The organism is Streptomyces sp. NPDC002276, from assembly GCF_053891435.1.
Window position 1 is genome coordinate 635,515 of record NZ_JBSFCQ010000002.1, and the last position, 19,383, is coordinate 654,897.

The window sequence follows — 19,383 nt, forward strand, 5'->3', positions numbered from 1 at the left end:
GGGTGTGCCTCAGGTGTGTCCATGAGGGTCCCGGGGTTGCCGTTACCCTTGAGTGGTCCCTTTTTGAACTGTCGCCGTCTGGAGCTTGCGCGTGCGTATCGATCTGCACACCCACTCCACGGCCTCCGACGGTACGGACTCGCCCGCTGAGCTGGTGCGGAATGCCGCTGCCGCCGGGCTGGACGTCGTCGGGCTCACCGATCACGACACCAGCCGCGGGTACGGCGAGGCGATCGACGCGTTGCCCTCGGGGCTCACGCTCGTCACCGGGGCCGAGATGTCCTGTCGGATCGACGGGATCTCGATGCACATGCTGGCCTATCTCTTCGATCCCGAGGAGCCGGCGCTGCTCGCCGAGCGGGAGCTGGTGCGGGACGACCGGGTGCCCCGGGCCCGGGCCATGGTGGAGCGGCTGCGGGAGCTGGGCGTGCCGGTGACCTGGGAGCAGGTCGCGCGGATCGCCGGTGACGGGTCGGTCGGACGGCCGCACGTCGCCACCGCGCTGGTCGAACTGGGTGTCGTACCGACCGTGAACGACGCCTTCACCGTGGACTGGCTGGGCGACGGCGGCCCGGCCCATGTGGCGAAGCACGAGACCGATCCGTTCGAGGCGATCCGGCTGGTCAAGGGCGCGGGGGGCGTGACCGTGTTCGCGCACCCGGGGGCCAGCAAGCGCGGGCGCACCGTGCCCGAGTCCGCCATCGCCGAGATGGCCGCGGCCGGGCTCGACGGCATCGAGGTCGACCACATGGACCACGACGCGGAGACGCGGGTGCGGCTGCGCGGGCTCGCGAAGGAACTCGGGCTGCTGACCACCGGTTCCAGCGACTATCACGGGAGCCGCAAGTCCGTGCAACTCGGTGAGTACACGACCGATCCCGAGGTCTACGGCGAGATCACGCGGCGCGCGACCGGTGCGTTCCCGGTGCCGGGGGCCGGGGGAGTCTGACCCCCGCCGCCGACCGTTCGTCTCCGCTCATCTCTCCTCTGCAAGGCTTGTGGCTCACCCATGTTCGACGTCGCCGTCTTCGGCTCTCTCTTCCTGACCCTTTTCGTCATCATGGATCCCCCCGGGATCACCCCGATCTTTCTCGCGCTGACCGCCGGACGACCGGCCAAGGTGCAGAAGCGGATGGCCTTCCAGGCCGTGTGTGTCGCGGGCGGGGTCATCACCGTCTTCGGGCTGCTCGGGCACCAGATCCTCGACTATCTGCATGTCTCCGTGCCCGCGCTGATGATCGCGGGCGGACTGCTGCTCCTGCTGATCGCGCTCGACCTGCTCACCGGCAAGACCGACGAGCCGAAGCAGACCAAGGACGTCAACGTCGCCCTCGTACCGCTGGGCATGCCGCTGCTCGCCGGGCCCGGTGCGATCGTGTCCGTCATCCTCGCCGTGCAGAAGGCCGACAGCGTGGCCACGCAGGTGTCGGTGTGGGCGGCGATCCTCGCCATCCATGCCGTGCTGTGGGTGGTGATGCGGTACTCGCTGCTGATCATCCGGGTCATCAAGGACGGCGGGGTCGTCCTCGTCACGCGGCTCGCGGGGATGATGCTGTCGGCCATCGCCGTGCAGCAGATCATCAACGGGGTCACCCAGGTGATCCGGGCGAGCTGAGGCCCGGGAACGCGGAACCCCCGTACGGCGTCGGTGCCGTACGGGGGTTCTGAAGTCTCGTCGAGAGTCTGGTCGAGCTCTGCGTGTATGGCGGGTATGCCGTCGGTGTTACGAGGTCTTGGTGTCGGCGGGGCGGATCCACAGTCGCTGTCCTATGGCGGCGGCCTGTTGCACGATCCGGTTGACGGAGGCGGCGTCCACGACGGTGCTGTCCACGGTGGTGCCGTCGACCTCGTCAAGACGCATGATTTCGAAGCGCATTAGCTTCTCCCTTCGTCTGGTCATCCTCCTGAGGAGAACTACTTGGTTACTGATGTAGTCAACGGGATGCGTGTTACAAACATTCCCTACGCTAAGGAAATTTTTCGCACGCCTAATTACTGACCGGTAAGAGATCGGCACGAGACTGACCGGGACCGGTTGTGTTCGCAGCGTGACCGCCGGGACAATGGGGGCGATGAACGACGACCTCGCGGCCCTCAGCGCCCGCATCGACCGCACGAACGAGCTGCTTCAGCGCATGCTCGCCGAAGTGGCGAAGACGCCCTCGACGCATGCGATCTTCGTCGACGCCGGGTATTTGTATGCAGCCGCGGGCCGGCTCGTCTCCGGGACCGAGGACCGGCGCACCTTCGACCTCGACACCGAGGGCCTCATCGAGGCGCTCATCGACAAGGCCCGCACGATCTTCGCGGACAGCAGACTGCTGCGCGTCTACTGGTACGACGGCGCCCGCCGCCGCATCCACACCGCCGAGCAGCAGGCCATCGCCGAACTCCCGGACGTGAAGGTGCGGTTGGGCAATCTCAACGCCAACAACCAACAGAAGGGCGTCGATTCACTCATCCGCTCCGACCTGGAGTCCCTCGCCCGGCACCGCGCGATCAGCGACGCGGCCCTCATCGGCGGCGACGAGGACCTGGTCTCGGCGGTCGAGGCGGCCCAAGGCTACGGCGCCCGCGTCCACTTGTGGGGCATCGAGGCCCCCGAGGGACGCAACCAGGCCGAGCCGCTCCTCTGGGAGGTCGACAGCCAGCGCACCTTCGACCTCGACTTTTTCAAGCCGTACGTCTCCCGCCGCACCGCCGCCGTCTACGAGGCCGCCGCCACCCGGCCCACCCGCGACGACGTCCGCTTCGTGGGCGCGCAGATCGCCGCGAAGTGGCTCTCCGCGCGGGGGCGGGAGGCGCTGGTGGAGTTGCTGCCCGGGCATCCGTACCTGCCCGGCTCTGTCGACCAGGAACTGCTGGTGGAGGCGGAGGGACTGTTGCAGTACTCCCTGCGCGGGCAGTCCGATCTGCGGCGGGCGCTGCGGGACGGGTTCTGGGAGCACCTACAGACGCAGTACTGACCCCTTCCTACGGGGCTGCTGTGTCCCAGAAGTCGGCGATGGCCTTCGCCGTCGCGGCCGGCTGGTCCGTGTTCGGTGAGTGCTCGGCCCGCGCGATGACCGTCCGCCGTGCCTGTAGCCGTACGGCCATGTCGTCGAGGAGCGGCACCGGCCAGGTGTCGTCGCGTGAACCCGACAGGACGTGGAACGGGAGCGGGAGGGCGGCCAGTTCGGCGACCCGGTCCGGCTCGTCGCACAACTGGCGTCCCGTGGCGATGAGTTGGGCCGGCTTCGTGCCCATCCAGCGGCGCCGCAGATCGTCCTGGTCGTCGAGCCCCTCGTCCAGCGCACCGCCGGTCTCGGTCTCCTCGGGCGTCTCCATCGCCTGGATCGCCTCCCACACCTCGGCCATCGACATCACGGCGAGCGCGTCCCGCAACAGCTTCACCCGGTCCTGCTGGGACACGGAGATCTGCGCGGGACCCGACGCCATGAGCGTCAGCGACAGGAACGGCGCGTGGTCGAGGAGTACGGCGGCACGCGCGATCTGTCCGCCGAGGGAGTGCCCGAGCAGCTGCACCGGCGCGCCGACGGCCTCGGCCAGCGCGAGCACGTCCCGCGCCAACTCGTCCTGCGCGTAAGGGGATTCGTCGTCCTCGGGCCCGTCCGTCTCGTACTGGCCCCGCCCGTCCACGGCGACCGTCCGATACCCGCGCGCACCGAGCGGCACATGCAAGGGGTTGAAGTCCTCCTTGCTCCCGGTGAATCCCGGCAGCAGCAGGGCGACCCCCCTCGGCTCGACACCGTCGGCCACGGGCGAGTCCACGACGGCGAACTCACCGCGACCGGTCCGCAGCGGGTACGCGCGAGCGCCGGGGGGCGGGACGAAGGAGGGGGGCCTACTCATGGCCCGAGGTTATCCGGCGAAGCTGAGCGAGGTGGGGACGGGAGGGTGTAACCGGGGTTAACGGGGGAGCGGGAGCAGCGAGCGGTGAGCGGCGGGGGGAACGCCGACGGCCCGGCCCACGTGGAGTGGGCCGGGCCGTTCGGTGTATTGACCGTCGGGGGACGGGTCAGCTCTCGCCGGCCTCCGCCGCCGTGGTCGCCGTCGCCGCGGTCTTGCGGGGACGACGCACCCTCGGCTTGGCCTCGGACGTCTCCGCCGTCTCGGTGGCGACCGGGGCCTCGGCGGCCTTACGGGTCGTACGGCGACGCGGCTTGGCCTCCGACTCCTCGGCCGCCTGGGCCGGGATGTCGGCGACGGCCTCGGCGGGAGCCGCGGTCTTCCGGGTCCGGGTGGTGCGCGGCTTGGTCTCGACGGCCTCGGGCGCCTCGGTGGCGACCGCGGCGGCAGCCGTCTTGCGCGTCCGACGCGGCCTGACCTCGGCGGCCTCCGGTACCTCGACGGCCACCGGAGCGGCGGCCGTCTTGCGGGTCCGACGGGGCTTCGCCTCGACGGCCTCGACCGTGTCCAGGACGGCCTCGGCGACAGCCGCGGCCTTCCGGGTCCGGGTGGTGCGCGGCTTGGTCTCGACGGCCTCCGGCGCCTCGGCGGCCACCGGCGCGGCGGCGGCCTTGCGGGTCCGGCGCGGCTTGGTCTCGACGGCCTCGGCCGTGTCCAGGACGGCCTCGGCGGCGACCGCGGCCTTCCGGGTACGGCGCGGCTTGGCCTCCGCGGCGACCGTCTCGTCCGCCGCGACCGGGGCCTCGGCGGCCTTGCGCGTCGTACGGCGACGGGGCTTCGGCTCCGTGCCCTCGGAGGCGTCGCCGCCCTGTACCTCGGCCGCCTGGGCCGGGATGTCGGCGACGGCCTTGCGGGTCGTGGCGCGACGGCGCGGCTTGGCTTCCGTGCCCTCGGCCGTGTCCAGGACGGCTTCGGCGACGACCTCGGCCGGGGCCGCGGTCTTCCGGGCCCGGGTGCGGCGCGGCTTGGCCTCGACGGCGGCCTCCGGAGTGGCGACTGCCACGGCCTCGACCGGCTCCGGGGCCACTACGGCCTTACGGGTCCGGCGGCGCGGCTTCGTCTCCTCGACCACCGGGGCCTCGGCCACCGGCGTCTCGGCGACCACCGTCTCGGCCGTCGCGATCGCCGGCTCCGCGGCCTTGCGGGTACGGCGGCGGCGCGACGGTGCGGGGGCGTCGAGGGCCGGGCCCTCGGCCGTGGCCACGGCGTTCTCCGCGGCCTCGGGTGCGACCGCGGAGGTGACCGCCGTGGCCGGCAGCTGCTCTCCCGTCGCTCCGGTGCGGGTGCGGCGACGGCGGCGCGGAGTGCGGCCCGCGGTCTCCTCGGAGGCCGCCAGCGCGGTCTCCTCCGACGTGGGCGTCACGGCCGTAGCGGCCGAAGTCCCTTCCATCGGGGCGCCGTTGCGCGTACGACGGCGGCGGCGCGGGGTGCGTGCCGGGCGCTCGGCGTCGACGGCACCCGAACCGGCACCGGCGCCGGAACGGGACTCGTCCCGGGTGCGGGTGTCCCGGCCGGCGTCACGTCCGCCTCGGCCGCTGTCACGACCGCCCCTGCCGCTGTCACGGCCGCCATCGCGACCGCCACGGCCACGCGGACCGCCGCGACCGCCGGTCTCGCCGAGGTCTTCGACCTCCTCCGCGGCCAGCCCGGCGCGCGTGCGCTCCGAGCGGGGCAGGACACCCTTGGTGCCCGCGGGGATGTTCATCTCCTCGAAGAAGTGCGGGGAGGTGGAGTACGTCTCCGGCGGGTCGTTGAACTTGAGGTCCAGCGCCTTGTTGATGAGCTGCCAGCGCGGGATGTCGTCCCAGTCGACGAGGGTGACCGCGATGCCCTTGGCGCCCGCGCGGCCTGTACGGCCGATGCGGTGCAGGTAGGTCTTCTCGTCCTCGGGGGACTGGTAGTTGATGACGTGTGTGACGCCCTCGACGTCGATACCGCGGGCGGCGACGTCGGTGCAGACGAGCACGTCGACCTTGCCGTTGCGGAACGCGCGCAGCGCCTGCTCGCGGGCGCCCTGGCCGAGGTCGCCGTGGACCGCGCCGGACGCGAAACCGCGCTGCTGGAGCTGGTCGGCGAGGTCGGCCGCGGTGCGCTTGGTGCGGCAGAAGACCATGACCAGGCCACGGCCCTCGGCCTGGAGGATGCGGGCGACCAGCTCGGGCTTGTCCATGTTGTGCGCGCGGTAGACGAACTGCTTGGTGTTCGCGACCGTCTTGCCCTCGTCGTCCGGCGCGGTGGCGCGGATGTGCGTGGGCTGCGACATGTAGCGGCGCGCGAGGCCGATGACCGCGCCCGGCATGGTCGCCGAGAACAGCATCGTCTGGCGGCGGGCCGGCAGGAAGTTGATGATCTTCTCGACGTCGGGCAGGAAGCCCAGGTCGAGCATCTCGTCGGCCTCGTCGAGGACGAGCGACTTGATGTGCTTCAGGTCGAGCTTCTTCTGGCCCGCGAGGTCGAGCAGTCGGCCCGGGGTGCCGACGACGACGTCGACGCCCTTGCGGAGCGCCTCGACCTGCGGCTCGTAGGCCCGGCCGCCGTAGATGGCGAGGACGCGTACGTTGCGCACCTTGCCGGCGGTCAGCAGGTCGTTGGTGACCTGTGTGCACAGCTCGCGCGTGGGGACCACGACGAGCGCCTGCGGGGCGTCGGTCAGCTGCTCGGGCTTGGCGCGGCCGGCCTCGACGTCGGCGGGGACGGTGACGCGCTCCAGGAGCGGGAGGCCGAAGCCCAGCGTCTTGCCGGTGCCGGTCTTGGCCTGGCCGATCACGTCCGTGCCGGTGAGGGCGACGGGGAGCGTCATCTCCTGGATCGGGAAGGGGGAGACGATACCGACGGCCTCAAGGGCCTCAGCGGTCTCGGGAAGGATTCCGAGCTCTCGGAAAGTAGTCAGGGTGCTGCCTCTTCTGTGTGCGCGGTGCGAGGCGAGCGCGGGGGTCGTGTCAGGACCGTGCCGGGACGTCGGCTGCCAATACGGCAAGCCGTAAAGACACGGGACAACTGCCGACGCTCTAGCGCTCGAACCGCTGAGGGTCCCCCTCCGAACTTCGTACGCAAAGTGCCGTACGGGTGAGGAGGGCTGTCGGGTCGGAGCCGATCGGGCCACCGACCGGGCATCCTCATTCGTGCGGCCCGGCGAATATTCGGCGGGCGCATTACCACCATACCCCGGAATCACGCACATGCGTTGGCCGATTTGGTCACGTAGTCGTCGTCACACTGACTGACCAGGGCCTTCCGCCGTGCGGTGAGCGGGCTATTGTGCGCTTCATGACGACCGCTGACAACGCCTCCGACGCACCCGCCGAACCCACCGGAGTCGCCGCCCAGGAGTGGGCCACGGCCTCCGCCGACCCGCAGTACCGCAACGCGGTCGTGGACCTGCTCGGCGCGCTCGCGTACGGCGAGCTGGCGGCGTTCGAGCGGCTCGCGGAGGACGCCAAGCTGGCGCCGACACTCGCGGACAAGGCGGAGCTGGCGAAGATGGCGTCGGCCGAGTTCCACCACTTCGAGCGGCTCAGGGACCGGCTCACGGAGATCGGGGCCGAGCCGACCGAGGCGATGCAGCCGTTCGTCGCCGCGCTCGACGGCTTCCACAAGCAGACGGCCCCCTCGGACTGGCTGGAAGGGCTCGTCAAGGCGTACGTCGGCGACTCGATCGCCAGCGACTTCTACCGCGAGGTCGCGGCCCGCCTCGACAAGGACTCCCGCTCGCTGGTGCTGGGTGTGCTGGACGACACCGGGCATGCGAGCTTCGCCGTGGAAAAGGTACGCGCGGCGATCGACGCCGACCCGCGCGTGGGGGGCCGACTCGCCCTGTGGGCACGGCGGTTGATGGGTGAGGCGCTGTCGCAGTCGCAGCGGGTGGTCGCCGACCGGGACGCGCTGTCGACGATGCTCGTGGGCGGAGTCGCGGACGGCTTCGACCTCGCGGAGGTGGGCCGGATGTTCTCCCGGATCACCGAGGCGCACACCAAGCGGATGGCGGCGCTGGGGCTCGCCGCCTAGCTACGCGTGGGCCGACCGTCCGCGGAGTCGTCTCGACGGCCGGAGGAGCAGGGAGAGCGAGGCGGTCGAGACGACCGCCGCGCCGAGCAGGCTCGGCAGGCCACTGCCGGGGCCCAGCGCGCTGTGCGTGACGAAGTCGCCGAAGAGCGCCCCGGCGACACCGGTGGAGAAGACCAGGGTGCGGGCCGGAAGACGGTCCGCGAGCCGGTGGGTGGCCGCCCAGGCGAGCAGCAGACCCAGCACGGCGGAGCCGAGCGCTTCCAGGATCATCACGGGGGTCCCTCCCACGGTCGGCCTGTGTACTGCTGTCACAGCCGGTCATACCCGTGACCTGCGGAATGCAATCCTCCCCTGTGGGCGACTTGTGCTCCATCTGTGATGGAAACGCGGTGGCGGAAACACGGTGACGGAAACGCCCTGACGGAAACGCGAGGGGGCCCGGCGACCTTCCGGCCGCCGGGCCCCCTCGCTGTTCGCTCGTGACTACAGCGCGCCGAAGCCCACCTTGCGCGGGGCCGCCTCGCCGAGCTCGACATAGGCGAGCCGGTCGGCGGGGACGAGGACCTTGCGGCCGTGCTCGTCCACGAGGCTCAGCAGCGGAGCCTTCCCGGTCAGTGCCTCGGCCACGGCCTGCTCGACCTCCTCGGCGCTCTGACCGGTCTCCAGAACGATCTCGCGAGGCGTGTGCAGCACGCCGATCTTGACCTCCACGCTATGTCCCTCCGACGGTCAGCAAAGTGCGCGATCTTCCGCGCCGTACGCAGCACACACTAGCCCGGTGAGAGGACGTAGATGTTCCGCGCCGGGAACGCCAGGAGCGAACACCGGACGGGAACAAAAAGGGAGCCCGGCGGTCAGTGGTGCTGCTCGCTCCCATGCAGCGGGAAACCGGCGATGCCGCGCCAGGCCAGCGAGGCCAGCAGCTGGACCGCCTGGTCGCGCGGGACACTGCGGTCGCTGTGCAGCCAGGAACGGGCGACGACCTGGGCGAGACCGCCAAGACCGGAGGCCAGGAGCATCGACTCGGCCCGCGACAGACCGGTGTCCTCGGCGATGACGTCGCAGATCGCGACGGCGCACTCGTTCGTCACCTTGTCGACGCGCTCGCGCACGGCGGGCTCGTTCGTCAGGTCCGACTCGAAGACCAGCCGGAAGGCGCCGCCGTCGTCCTCGACGTAGGCGAAGTACGCGTCCATCGTGGCGCGGACGCGCTGCTTGTTGTCGGACGTCGACGCGAGCGCGGTCCGCACCGCCTGGATCAGCGACTCGCAGTGCTGGTCGAGGAGGGCCAGGTAGAGGTCGAGTTTGCCGGGGAAGTGCTGGTAGAGCACCGGCTTGCTGACGCCGGCGCGCTCGGCGATGTCGTCCATCGCGGCCGCGTGGTACCCCTGCGCGACGAAGACCTCCTGGGCGGCGCCCAGCAGCTGGTTCCGTCGGGCACGGCGCGGCAGGCGGGTGCCCCGCGGGCGCGCCGCCTCTGTCTGCTCGATGGCTGTCACGCCGCCTCCCAAATGTCGTCCTCATGCGGTGAGCGCCGCGCGGCCATCGTACTTTTCGGTAACCCTGGTGTGCGCGCTGCGAGCGCAGAATTTCACGGACCGGACGGTGACGGAAGTCGCGCAAAGTGTTTCGAAAGGGGATGGAGCGGGCATGGGGGCGCGGTTCGGTGCACGCTCCAGGGGGAGACGGTGGACGGTGGTGACCGCGGGGCGGTCAGCGATAGTCGTCCTCGTCGATGGCCACGACCCGGGCCTGTTCGATGACGTCGGCCTCGTTCGCGGAGTCCGGGTCCACCTCGGGCAGTGGGTCGTCGCGGTCCGGTGTCACCTCGGTCGACTGCTCGGCGGCGTCGCCCTCCGGGGCCTCGACATCGAGTTCGGCGGCGCCGCTCTCGTCCTCGAAGGTCTCGGGATCGGTGGGATCGACGGCCATGGCGGGCTCCCTTCCTAGTACGTCCCTGGACGTCCCTGTACGTCTCCGACGAAGCAGGGGGCCACATTGGGTGCCCTGTCTACATCTACGAGCCTAGGAGACACCCGATCCGCACGCCATGCGATGAGCGGGGTGGCTGTCTCGATGACCCGCGCGCGGGGCAGGCCGTCGGATATCCCGCGCGCGGGAGGGCCGTCGGCGGTCCGTCGGCCCTCCCGCCGACGGCCTGTTCGCTGTCTGTGACGGCGAACACATGAACCACAGCGTGATCGTCTCGTAACATTGGCGCATGTCTTCGACAGAGCTGCCCTCCGTGTCGGTCGCCGCCGTGCTCCCGAAAGTGGCGCCCGTCAGGGTCGGCGACGGCGAGCGGCTCAGGTCGGTCGGCCTGCCGGGGATGACCCTCACGGTGCGGTCGAGGCCGCCGGTCCGCGAAGGACTCCCGCCCGCGCTGTACGTCCACGGGCTCGGCGGTTCCTCGCAGAACTGGTCGCTGCTCATGGCCGCGCTCGACGGCGTGGCCGACAGCGAGGCCCTGGACCTGCCGGGCTTCGGCGACTCCCCGCCACCGGACGACGGCGACTACTCCGTCACCGGGCAGGCGCGCGCGGTCATCCGCTACCTCGACGCGGCCGGACGCGGCCCGGTGCACCTCCTCGGCAACTCCCTGGGCGGCGCGATCACGACCCGCGTGGCCGCGGTCCGCCCGGACCTCGTCCGCACGCTCACCCTCGTCTCCCCGGCCCTCCCGGAGATCCGCGTCCAGCCCACGGCGGTCCCGACGGCACTGCTCGGCGTACCCGGAGTCGCCTCCCTGTTCACCCGCGTCAGCAGGGAATGGACGGCCGAACAGCGCATCCGAGGCGTCATGGCCCTCTGCTACGGCGATCCCGGCCAGGTGACGGCGGAGGAGTTCCGCGACGCCGTCGAGGAACTCGAACGGCGGCTCCAACTGCCGTACTTCTGGGACGTGATGGCCCGTTCCTCCCGGGGCGTCGTGAACGCGTACACGCTCGGCGGCCAACACGGCCTGTGGCGCCAGGCCGAGCGCGTCCTCGCCCCGACCCTGCTCGTCTACGGCCGCCGGGACCAACTGGTCGGCTACCGCATGGCCCAGCGAGCGGCCCGCGCCTTCCGCGACTCCCGACTGCTGTCCCTGCCGGACGCGGGGCACGTCGCGATGATGGAGTACCCCGAGATCGTGGCCACGGCGTTCCGTGAACTGCTCGCGGACGCAGGGAAGTTGGGGGAGTTGGGGACGGACATCGATACCGGCGCGCGTGCCGGTACGGGTACGGGTGCTGGTGGGGGTACCGGTGGAGGCACGGGCACGGGCACGGGTGCGGTGACGGGGCGTCGGACGGTGGACGCGGAAGCGGTGGCTCGCGGTGGGAAGGGCGGTCGCGGCGGCAAGGGTGGCCAGGGTGGCCGAGCGGGTCAGAGCGGCCGGAGTGGTGCGCGGGGGGTCCGTGACGGCGGTTCGGTGAGTACGGTGAGCGAGGGCGGCGGTGCTGCCACGGGTGCGGGTGCGGGTTCCGGCGCCGCGGGTGATGCCAAGGGCGACGATACGAACGCGGGGAGTTGAGGAGGCGACGTGGGACGCCATAGTCGCCGTAAATCCAACTCCAAGGGTGACGCTGCGGGCGGGGGCATAGGTGCGGGTGCCGGTGCCGGTGCCGGTAGCGACGTCAATGCCAACGCCGGTACTGGCAAAGGCGGTTGGGCGGCTCAAGAGCGTCAGCGGGCTCAGGGGCCTCAGCCGGGACAGGCGGGGTTGGCAGGGCAGGCGGGGTTGGCAGGTGGGTCGAGCCGGGCAGGCCGGCCGGGCCTGCCGGGTCAAGTGGGGCAGGCGGGGCAGGCGGGCAGGCCCAGCGGGGCGGGTCGGCCGGGTCAAGCGGGCCAAGCAGGCCAAGCAGGCCAAGTGGGTCAGGTGGGCCAGGGGGCTCAGCCGGGGGCGAGTTGGCCGGGTGCGCCGCGTTCCGGGGACGGGAACCCGGGCCGTGGAGTGCCGCGTTTCGCGGACGGGACCCCTGCGCACGGCTTCCCGAGGCTTCCTGACGGGACGCCTGCGCATGGCTTTCCGAGGCTTCCCGACGGCACTCCCGCGCGCGGTGTTCCGCGCCTGGCCGACGGGACCCCTGCGCACGGCAGTCCTCGTTTTCCCGATGGGACTCCCGCGCACGGCATGCCGCGCTTTTCTGACGGCACGCCCGCGCACGGCACGCCCCGCTTTCCTGACGGCACTCCCGCGCGCGGGATCCCCCGGCTGCCGGACGGCACCCCCGCGCGCGGTGTTCCGCAGGCTCGTGCCGGGCACCCCGAGCAGGCTGAATCCGGTGGTGGTTGGGGCGAGTTGAGAGGGCGGGACGGGCGGGCCGGGGTTCCTCAAGCCCCGGTCGTCGGCGGGCCCGTGCCGCCCGGGGCAGGCCCCGTAGTTCCCATCCCCCGACAGCGGCAGGCGCCGCAGACCGGGGCGCGGCGAGGTGGGCAGCGCGGTCGTGGTCCCCGGCAGGACTACGTCGACGCCTTCGACGGAGGCGGCGACGGAGGCGGAGACGGTGACGTCTTCGCGCCGCGAGTCGGTGTCGCCGCACACCGTTCCGACCCGTACGCCTCGGTCACCGACTGGCCGTCCGGGAGTGACGCCGGTACGGACACGGGTACCGACGCCGAAAGCGGTACCGAGGGCGGCCTCGGCAGTCCGGGCGCGCCGCCCGGCGACCGTAGCCGGACCGGTGTCGGTGCCGGTCCCGGCAAGGGCGGCAAGGGGCGCGCCTACACCGGTATCGCCGCCGCGGCCGTCACCACCGTGCTGGCGGTCGTCGTCGCCGGGCAGGTCGCGAGCGACGGTGACAACGGTGGTGTGCGGTCGGAGGCGGCCACCGACCAGGCCCGGGACGTACGGGGTACCGGTGCCGCCTCGGCGCGGCCCAGCGCGTCCGCCGCTCCACGCGTGGCGACCCTGACGTATGCCCAGAAGATGGACAAGAAGTACCCGCTCGGCGCCAAGCTCAAGGGGCCGGACAAGTTCGACGCGGTGCCCGGTGTCGACAAGGCGCCCGGCAAGGGGCGCAAGTACACGTACCGCGTGGACGTCGAGCAGGGGCTCGGGCTCGACGGCACGCTCTTCGCGCAGGCCGTACAGAAGACGCTGAACGACAAACGGAGCTGGGCCCACAACGGGGCCCGTACCTTCGAGCGCATCTACTCCGGCAAACCGGACTTCGTGATCACTCTCGCGAGCCCTGGTACTACGGCCAAGTGGTGCGCCAAGTCCGGGCTCGACACCACCGAGGACAACGTGTCGTGCGACTCGGCGGCCACCGAACGTGTGTTGATCAATGCGTATCGATGGGCACAGGGGTCGTCAACATATGGGGACAAGATGTACGCGTACAGAGAGATGTTGATCAATCATGAGGTCGGTCATCGTCTCGGCTACGGGCACGTCACCTGCGACAAGGACGGCGAGTTGGCCCCGGTCATGCAGCAGCAGACCAAGTTCCTCGACCATGACGGGATCCACTGTCTGGCGAACCCCTGGCCGTACCCGGGCAGTTGACAGGCGACGCTTATGTCACATTGACACGAGCCGCAACTTCCTTCATATTTTTTGGCATGTGGTCTAGTCATGTCGCGAATCGCGCCGCCTTCGAGCTGGCGCTCATCGGCGTGACCCCGCTCTGCGTGGCCGACATCCTCTGTCGCTGAACACCGCCCCTGGCGTCCGTGTCGCGACCCGCACCACCTCGCCCTTGCCTGTGACCTTGGCAGGGCATTTTCCGACGACCTGACGCCGGGGCAGACGCCTGTTCACTTCCGTCTCACTCCTCGTCCATCCGTCTCACTATTCGGGAAACCCCATGAGAATTCCCGAGTATCCCCCCCCCGAGAGGTCGTCATTCCGATGCGTCAACCGTCCGTCATAGCCCGGCGCGTGGCCGTGGCATCCGTCAGCCTGGCCGTGGCGGCGGGCGCCGCCGCCTGCGGGCCGAAGGACAACGATGCCAAGGCCTCCGGCGGCGACTCCACGCCGCACAAGGGAGGCACGCTCACGGTCCTGAACTCCAACCCCCAGGAGGACTTCGACCCGGCGCGCCTGTACACCTCCGGCGGCGGCAACGTCCCGTCCCTCGTCTTCCGCACCCTCACCACTCGCAACCGTGAGAACGGCGCGGCCGGCGCCAAGGTCGTCCCGGACCTCGCCACCGACACCGGGCGCCCCAACAAGGACGCGACCGTCTGGACGTACACCCTGAAGGCGGGCCTCAAGTACGAGGACGGCACCGCGATCACCTCGGCCGACATCAAGTACGGCATCGAGCGCTCCTTCGCCCCCGAACTCTCCGGCGGCGCGCCCTACTTGCGGGACTGGCTGGTCGGCGCGGCCGACTACCAGGGGCCGTACAAGGACAAGAAGGGGCTCAGCGCGATCGAGACTCCCGACAGCCGGACCATCGTCTTCCATCTCAACAAGCCCGAGGGCGAGTTCCCCTACCTCGCCACGCAGACGCAGTTCACGCCCGTCCCGCAGGGCAAGGACACGGGCACGAAGTACGAGCAGCACCCGATCTCCTCGGGGCCGTACAAGGTCGTCAGCAACCAGAACGACGGTGAGACGATCGTCCTGGAGCGCAACAAGTACTGGTCCACCGCCACGGACGCGGAGCGCAAGGCCTACCCGGACAAGATCGATGTGAAGTCGGGGCTCGACTCGTCCGTGATCAACCAGCGGCTGTCGTCGTCCCAGGGCGCGGACGCCACCGCCGTCACGACCGACACCAACCTCGGTCCCGCCGAACTCGCCAAGGTCACGGGCGACAAGGAACTCGCGGCGCGCGTCGGCACCGGGCACTTCGGTTACACGAACTACATCGCGTTCAACCCCACGGTCGCGCCGTTCAACAACGTCAAGGTGCGCCAGGCGATCTCGTACGCCATCGACCGTTCGTCGGTGGTCAACGCGGCGGGCGGCTCGTCGCTGGCCGAGGCCGCGACCACGTTCCTGCCGAACCAGAAGTCCTTCGGTTACGACCCCTACGACCTCTTCCCGGCAGGCGCGTCCGGCAACGCGGCCAAGGCCAAGGAGCTGCTGAAGGAGGCCGGTTACCCGAAGGGGATCACCGTCACTCTGACGCACTCCAACGACAAGGACTTCGAGACCAGCCCGGAGATCGCGACCGCGATCCAGGACGCGCTCAAGAAGGCCGGCATCACCGTCAAGCTCCAGGGCCTGGAGATCAACGACTACAAGGACAAGATCCACAGCGTCAAGACCGAGCCGGGCTTCTTCCTCGCCCACTGGGGTGCCGACTGGCCCTCCGGCGGTCCCTTCCTCGCCCCGATCTTCGACGGCCGCCAGATCGTCAAGGACGGCGCCAACTTCAACACCGGCCTGCTCAATGACAAGTCGGTCAATGCCGAGATTGATTCGATCAACAAGTTGACGAATCTTGACGAGGCCGCCAAGAGGTGGGGTGCACTGGACAAGAAGCTCGGCGAGCAGGCCCTGACCGTGCCGCTGTTCCACCCCGTCTACAAGCGACTGGTCGGCAAGGACATCAAGAACGTCGTGATCAGCGACTGGACCGGCGTCCTGGACATCTCCCAGGTCGCGGTCAAGTAACCCCATGAGCGAGGCACTTGTCGCCTCCCAGGCCGCCGGGACGGACGTCACCGTCCCGGCGGCCTCGGGGGCCCGTCAGTTCTGGCGGCGGCTGCGTGCGCAGCGCGCCGCCCTCGTCGCGGCGGCCGTCGTCGCCCTGCTCGTCCTGGTCGCGCTCGCCGCGCCGCTGCTCACCGCGATCGAGGGCCAGGACCCCTTCACCTACCACCCCTCGCTCATCGACTCCGCGCGCGGAGGCGTGCCGACCGGCTCCTTCGGGGGCATCACCGGCGACCACTGGCTCGGCGTCGAACCGCAGACCGGCCGCGACCTGTTCGCCCGCCTCGTCTACGGCGCCCGGGTCTCGCTCGGTGTTGCGCTGGGGGCGACCGTCGTGCAGGTCCTCATCGGTGTCGTGGTCGGTGTCGCCGCCGCGCTCGGCAGTCGATGGGTTGATCAACTGTTGAGCCGGTTCACCGAGATCATCGTTGCGATGCCGTTGATGATCATGTCGTTGGCGTTGCTGGCGATCGTGCCCAGCAGTTTCCCGCGGCCCCTGCTGGTCGCCCTGATCATCGGCCTGGTCGCCTGGGGCAGCGTCGCGAAGATCGTGCGCGCCCAGACGCTCACCCTGAAGCAACTCGACTACGTCTCCGCGGCCCGGCTCAGCGGCTGGGGCACCTGGCGCATCGCCCGCCGCGAACTGCTCCCGGGACTCGCCGCACCCGTCATCACCTACGCGGCACTCCTCGTCCCGACCAACATCAGCGTCGAGGCCGCGCTGTCCTTCCTCGGCGTCGGTGTGAAGCCCCCGACGTCCTCCTGGGGACAGATGCTCACCGCCGCCGACGTCTGGTACCAGGCCGCCCCGCAGTACCTGCTGCTGCCCGCCGGGGCCCTTTTCGTCACAGTCCTGGCGCTGACCGTCCTCGGCGACGGCATCCGCACGGCCCTCGACCCGCGCGCGGCCTCCCGCCTGCGCATCGGCACCGGCCGCAAACGCGAGGCCAAGGCGGACGCGGGAACCAAGGGCGCGGGCGGCAAGGACGCGAGCACCAAGGGCGACACCGGCACGAAGAGCGCCACTACGAAGAGCCCCAGTACGAAGAGCACGAGTTCCAAGGAGGCCACTTCATGAGCGGCTTCGGAGGATTCGTCCTGCGTCGCGGTATCGGCACCGTGATCACCCTGCTCGCCATCTCGGTGATCGTCTACGTGGTCTTCTTCGTCACCCCCGGGAACGTCGCCCAGATCACCTGCGGCCCGCGCTGCTCCCCGGAGCAAGTGCACCAGGTGGCCCAGCAGTTGAGGCTCGACGACCCGTTGTACCTCCGCTACTGGCACTTCCTCCAGGGCATCCTCGTCGGCCAGGACTACTCCACGGGCACCTCCGTGGAGCACTGCTCGGCGCCGTGCCTCGGACTGTCGTACCAGGGCGACCAGCAGGTCACCCAACTGATCCTGGCCAAACTGCCGGTGAGCCTGTCCCTCGTGTTCGGTGCGATGGTGCTGTGGCTGATCCTCGGAGTCGGCACCGGTGTCCTCTCCGCGTGGCGGCGCGGCCGGTTCACCGAGCGTCTGCTGACCGGCGTCACCCTCGCGGGCGTCGCCACCCCGGTGTTCGTGATCGGCCTGGTGCTGATGATCGTCGTCTGCGGGCAGCTCCAACTGCTGCCCTTCCCGCAGTACGTCGGTCTCACCGACGACCCCGAACAGTGGGCCTGGAACCTGCTGTTGCCCTGGCTCTCGCTGGCCCTCATCGAGGCCGCCGCGTTCGCCCGGCTCACCAGGGCGTCGATGCTGGAGACCCTCGCCGAGGACCACATCCGCACGTTCCGCGCGTACGGCGTCGGGGAGCGGTCGATCATCGGGCGGCACGCGCTGCGCGGGGCGTTCGCGCCGATCATCGCGCTCAACGCCAACAACGTCGGCTCGGCGGTCGGCGGCGCGGTGCTCACCGAGACGCTCTTCGGACTGCCCGGCATCGGACAGGAACTCGTCCACGCCGTCAATGTCGTCGACCTCCCTGTGGTCGTCGGCATGGTCCTGGTCATCGGCTTCTTCGTGGTCATCGCCAACGCCGTCGCGGACGTGCTGTACGCGGTGGCCGACCGACGGGTGGTGCTCGCATGAGTTCGGTGGAAGCGTCCATAGGTGGCTCGGCGGACGTCTTGGTGGAAGTCACCGACCTGACGGTCGGGTTCGGATCGCTGCGCGCCGTCGACGGGCTGTCCTTCCGGCTGGAGAAGGGCGCCGCGCTCGGCCTGGTCGGCGAGTCCGGCTCCGGCAAGTCCACGGTCGCCTCGGCCCTGTTGGGGCTGCACCGCGGCACGGGCGCCGACGTGGGCGGCTCGGTGCGCGTGGCCGGCATTGACGTACGGGAGGCCTCCGACGCGGACCTGGGGCGGCTGCGCGGCGGCAAGGCCGCGATGGTCTTCCAGGACCCGCTGTCGTCCCTGGACCCGTACTACGCGATCGGTGACCAGATAGCCGAGGTCTATCGCGTCCACGCGCGCGTGTCGCGTCGGGCCGCACGCGCGCGTGCCGTCGACGTCCTTGACCGAGTAGGAATTCCGGACGCGGTACGACGGTCCCGGTCCCGCCCGCACGAGTTCAGCGGCGGTATGCGCCAACGCGCCCTGATCGCCATGGCGTTGGCCTGCGAGCCGGACCTGCTCATCGCCGACGAGCCCACGACCGCGCTCGACGTCACCGTCCAGGCCCAGATCCTCGACCTGCTGCACACGCTCCGCGAGGAGACCGGCCTGGGCCTGCTCCTGGTCACGCACGACGTGGGTGTCGCCGCCGAGAGCGTCGACGAGATCCTGGTCATGCGGCACGGACGAGCCGTCGAGCACGGCCCGGTGGGCACCGTCCTCGGGGCCCCGACCGCGCAGTACACCCGGGACCTGCTCGGCGCGGTCCCCCGCGTGGACGCGCGGCGCGCGCTCTCCGGGGCGCCGCCGAACGCCTCGTCCGAGACATCCTCCGAGGCGTCCTCCGAGGCGCCTTCGGCGGCCCCGGAGGTCGTCCTGGAGGCCACGGGCCTGCGGCGCGAATTTGGGCGCGGGAAGCGGGCGTTCGCGGCCGTGGACGACGTGTCGCTGACCGTCCACCGGGGCGAGACCCTCGGCATCGTGGGCGAGAGCGGCAGCGGCAAGACGACGCTGGGCCGGATGCTGGTCGGGCTGCTGAAGCCGACGGCCGGCGAGATCAAGCCCGGTGGGGGAGTACGCCCCGACGTCCAGATGGTCTTCCAGGACCCCGTCTCCTCCCTCAACCCCCGCCGCAGCGTGGGCGAGTCGATCGCCGACCCGCTCCGCGCGCGTGGCGAGCGGGACGAGCAGCGCATCCGGGGGCGCGTACGCGAACTCCTGGAGCGCGTGGGGCTCGAAGGGGCGCACTACGACCGCTACCCGCACGAGTTCAGCGGCGGTCAGCGCCAGCGTGTGGGCATCGCGCGGGCGCTCGCGGCCGACCCGCGCGTGATCGTGTGCGACGAGCCCGTGTCGGCGCTCGACGTCACCACTCAGGCCCAGGTCGTCGCCCTGCTTGGCGAACTCCAGCGCGAACTCGGCCTCGCGCTCGTGTTCGTGGCCCACGACCTCGCCGTAGTGCGCCAGGTCAGCGACCGGGTCGCGGTGATGCGACGCGGGAGGATCGTTGAACAAGGCCCCGCCGACGAGGTCTACGACTCTCCGCAGGACCCGTACACAAAGCAGCTGTTGGCTGCCGTACCGGCCCTCGATCCGGAGGTGGCGGCCCAGCGGAGGGCGGCCCGGCGGGAGTTGGCGACGGCCTGAGGATCGTAGAACGATCCGCCCCCGGGTGATCCCTTAGCGCGAGCGAACGCGAACCGCACGGGAAAGTTACGACCGTTCACCCCTTTTGGTGGCGCGATGGACAACCGTCCGTCGCGCCACCGTCATGTC

The 19,383-nt window shown here is 70.6% G+C and carries 17 protein-coding genes and 1 pseudogene; 11 read left to right on the forward strand and 7 right to left on the reverse strand.

The genetic code is table 11. The features are described from left to right. The first annotated feature begins 91 nt into the window (after window positions 1-91). Both ACWIHT_RS08045 and ACWIHT_RS08050 read left to right on the forward strand, forming a co-directional pair. Complete coding sequence (locus ACWIHT_RS08045; RefSeq protein WP_456165583.1) at window positions 92-949, forward strand: PHP domain-containing protein; 858 nt, start codon at window positions 92-94, stop codon at window positions 947-949. A gap of 60 nt (window positions 950-1,009) precedes the next feature. After that, entirely contained in the window at window positions 1,010-1,615 is a 606-nt protein-coding gene (locus tag ACWIHT_RS08050) for a MarC family protein (protein WP_262055812.1), read from the forward strand. Between the two features lie 108 nt (window positions 1,616-1,723). Here the strand turns inward: ACWIHT_RS08050 and ACWIHT_RS08055 are convergent, their stop codons facing one another. Next, window positions 1,724-1,876, reverse strand: coding sequence for a hypothetical protein (locus ACWIHT_RS08055; protein WP_450514202.1), 153 nt, complete (start codon window positions 1,874-1,876; stop codon window positions 1,724-1,726). Window positions 1,877-2,072: 196 nt separating this feature from the next. Here ACWIHT_RS08055 and ACWIHT_RS08060 point away from each other — a divergent pair, with 196 nt between their 5' ends. Then, a complete protein-coding gene (locus ACWIHT_RS08060) occupies window positions 2,073-2,966 on the forward strand; it encodes an NYN domain-containing protein (protein WP_456165585.1) in 894 nt (297 codons plus the stop codon). Window positions 2,967-2,973: 7 nt separating this feature from the next. Here the strand turns inward: ACWIHT_RS08060 and ACWIHT_RS08065 are convergent, their stop codons facing one another. Both ACWIHT_RS08065 and ACWIHT_RS08070 read right to left on the reverse strand, forming a co-directional pair. Beyond that, window positions 2,974-3,852: an alpha/beta fold hydrolase gene (locus tag ACWIHT_RS08065; RefSeq protein ID WP_456165587.1), complete on the reverse strand. Its 879-nt coding sequence runs from the start codon at window positions 3,850-3,852 to the stop codon at window positions 2,974-2,976. 166 nt (window positions 3,853-4,018) lie between these two features. Next, window positions 4,019-6,709: a DEAD/DEAH box helicase gene (locus ACWIHT_RS08070; protein WP_456165589.1), complete on the reverse strand. Its 2,691-nt coding sequence runs from the start codon at window positions 6,707-6,709 to the stop codon at window positions 4,019-4,021. Window positions 6,710-7,176: 467 nt separating this feature from the next. Here ACWIHT_RS08070 and ACWIHT_RS08075 point away from each other — a divergent pair, with 467 nt between their 5' ends. Then, window positions 7,177-7,914, forward strand: a complete 738-nt coding sequence (locus tag ACWIHT_RS08075) for a ferritin-like fold-containing protein (RefSeq protein WP_456165591.1) — start codon at window positions 7,177-7,179, stop codon at window positions 7,912-7,914. Here the strand turns inward: ACWIHT_RS08075 and ACWIHT_RS08080 are convergent, their stop codons facing one another. From ACWIHT_RS08080 to ACWIHT_RS08095, 4 genes are all read right to left on the reverse strand, one after another. After that, entirely contained in the window at window positions 7,915-8,184 is a 270-nt protein-coding gene (locus ACWIHT_RS08080) for a hypothetical protein (RefSeq protein WP_456166025.1), read from the reverse strand. It lies immediately after the preceding gene. Between the two features lie 213 nt (window positions 8,185-8,397). Further along, on the reverse strand, window positions 8,398-8,625 hold the full coding sequence (locus tag ACWIHT_RS08085) for a DUF3107 domain-containing protein (RefSeq protein ID WP_019072095.1): 228 nt from the start codon (window positions 8,623-8,625) through the stop codon (window positions 8,398-8,400). Window positions 8,626-8,768: 143 nt separating this feature from the next. Continuing rightward, window positions 8,769-9,413: a TetR/AcrR family transcriptional regulator gene (locus ACWIHT_RS08090; RefSeq protein ID WP_019072096.1), complete on the reverse strand. Its 645-nt coding sequence runs from the start codon at window positions 9,411-9,413 to the stop codon at window positions 8,769-8,771. 214 nt (window positions 9,414-9,627) lie between these two features. Next, the gene (locus ACWIHT_RS08095) at window positions 9,628-9,846 is read right to left on the reverse strand and encodes a hypothetical protein (RefSeq protein ID WP_456165594.1); all 219 of its coding nucleotides are present in this window, start codon (window positions 9,844-9,846) and stop codon (window positions 9,628-9,630) included. Between the two features lie 289 nt (window positions 9,847-10,135). Between ACWIHT_RS08095 and ACWIHT_RS08100 the strand changes: the two are divergent. The 7 genes and pseudogenes from ACWIHT_RS08100 to ACWIHT_RS08130 form a co-directional block, all read left to right on the forward strand. Then, a pseudogene (locus ACWIHT_RS08100) lies at window positions 10,136-11,089 on the forward strand (alpha/beta fold hydrolase); the annotation flags it as partial. A gap of 942 nt (window positions 11,090-12,031) precedes the next feature. Next, entirely contained in the window at window positions 12,032-13,408 is a 1,377-nt protein-coding gene (locus tag ACWIHT_RS08105; protein WP_456165596.1) for a DUF3152 domain-containing protein, read from the forward strand. Between the two features lie 56 nt (window positions 13,409-13,464). Continuing rightward, entirely contained in the window at window positions 13,465-13,557 is a 93-nt protein-coding gene (locus ACWIHT_RS08110; protein WP_456165598.1) for an Ms4533A family Cys-rich leader peptide, read from the forward strand. A 196-nt stretch (window positions 13,558-13,753) separates the two neighbouring features. Further along, window positions 13,754-15,472: an ABC transporter substrate-binding protein gene (locus ACWIHT_RS08115; RefSeq protein ID WP_456165600.1), complete on the forward strand. Its 1,719-nt coding sequence runs from the start codon at window positions 13,754-13,756 to the stop codon at window positions 15,470-15,472. 4 nt (window positions 15,473-15,476) lie between these two features. Then, window positions 15,477-16,589 (forward strand): ABC transporter permease, encoded by a 1,113-nt coding sequence (locus ACWIHT_RS08120; RefSeq protein WP_456165602.1) that lies wholly within the window; start codon window positions 15,477-15,479, stop codon window positions 16,587-16,589. Further along, window positions 16,586-17,584 (forward strand): ABC transporter permease, encoded by a 999-nt coding sequence (locus tag ACWIHT_RS08125; protein ID WP_456165604.1) that lies wholly within the window; start codon window positions 16,586-16,588, stop codon window positions 17,582-17,584. The genes ACWIHT_RS08120 and ACWIHT_RS08125 overlap by 4 nt, the downstream gene beginning before the upstream one ends. Further along, a complete protein-coding gene (locus tag ACWIHT_RS08130) occupies window positions 17,581-19,254 on the forward strand; it encodes a dipeptide ABC transporter ATP-binding protein (protein ID WP_456165606.1) in 1,674 nt (557 codons plus the stop codon). The genes ACWIHT_RS08125 and ACWIHT_RS08130 overlap by 4 nt, the downstream gene beginning before the upstream one ends. Window positions 19,255-19,383 lie beyond the last annotated feature (129 nt).

Bases quoted from the DNA above. Each gene is read 5' to 3' on its own strand.
- ACWIHT_RS08050 (WP_262055812.1), top strand. From the start codon at position 1,010: ATGTTCGACGTCGCCGTCTTCGGCTCTCTCTTCCTGACCCTTTTCGTC.
- ACWIHT_RS08055 (WP_450514202.1), bottom strand. From the start codon at position 1,876: ATGCGCTTCGAAATCATGCGTCTTGACGAGGTCGACGGCACCACCGTG.
- ACWIHT_RS08060 (WP_456165585.1), top strand. From the start codon at position 2,073: ATGAACGACGACCTCGCGGCCCTCAGCGCCCGCATCGACCGCACGAAC.
- ACWIHT_RS08065 (WP_456165587.1), bottom strand. From the start codon at position 3,852: ATGAGTAGGCCCCCCTCCTTCGTCCCGCCCCCCGGCGCTCGCGCGTAC.
- ACWIHT_RS08070 (WP_456165589.1), bottom strand. From the start codon at position 6,709: ATGACGCTCCCCGTCGCCCTCACCGGCACGGACGTGATCGGCCAGGCC.
- ACWIHT_RS08075 (WP_456165591.1), top strand. From the start codon at position 7,177: ATGACGACCGCTGACAACGCCTCCGACGCACCCGCCGAACCCACCGGA.
- ACWIHT_RS08080 (WP_456166025.1), bottom strand. From the start codon at position 8,184: ATGATCCTGGAAGCGCTCGGCTCCGCCGTGCTGGGTCTGCTGCTCGCC.
- ACWIHT_RS08095 (WP_456165594.1), bottom strand. From the start codon at position 9,846: ATGGCCGTCGATCCCACCGATCCCGAGACCTTCGAGGACGAGAGCGGC.
- ACWIHT_RS08105 (WP_456165596.1), top strand. From the start codon at position 12,032: ATGCCGCGCTTTTCTGACGGCACGCCCGCGCACGGCACGCCCCGCTTT.
- ACWIHT_RS08110 (WP_456165598.1), top strand. From the start codon at position 13,465: ATGTGGTCTAGTCATGTCGCGAATCGCGCCGCCTTCGAGCTGGCGCTC.
- ACWIHT_RS08115 (WP_456165600.1), top strand. From the start codon at position 13,754: ATGCGTCAACCGTCCGTCATAGCCCGGCGCGTGGCCGTGGCATCCGTC.
- ACWIHT_RS08120 (WP_456165602.1), top strand. From the start codon at position 15,477: ATGAGCGAGGCACTTGTCGCCTCCCAGGCCGCCGGGACGGACGTCACC.
- ACWIHT_RS08125 (WP_456165604.1), top strand. From the start codon at position 16,586: ATGAGCGGCTTCGGAGGATTCGTCCTGCGTCGCGGTATCGGCACCGTG.
- ACWIHT_RS08130 (WP_456165606.1), top strand. From the start codon at position 17,581: ATGAGTTCGGTGGAAGCGTCCATAGGTGGCTCGGCGGACGTCTTGGTG.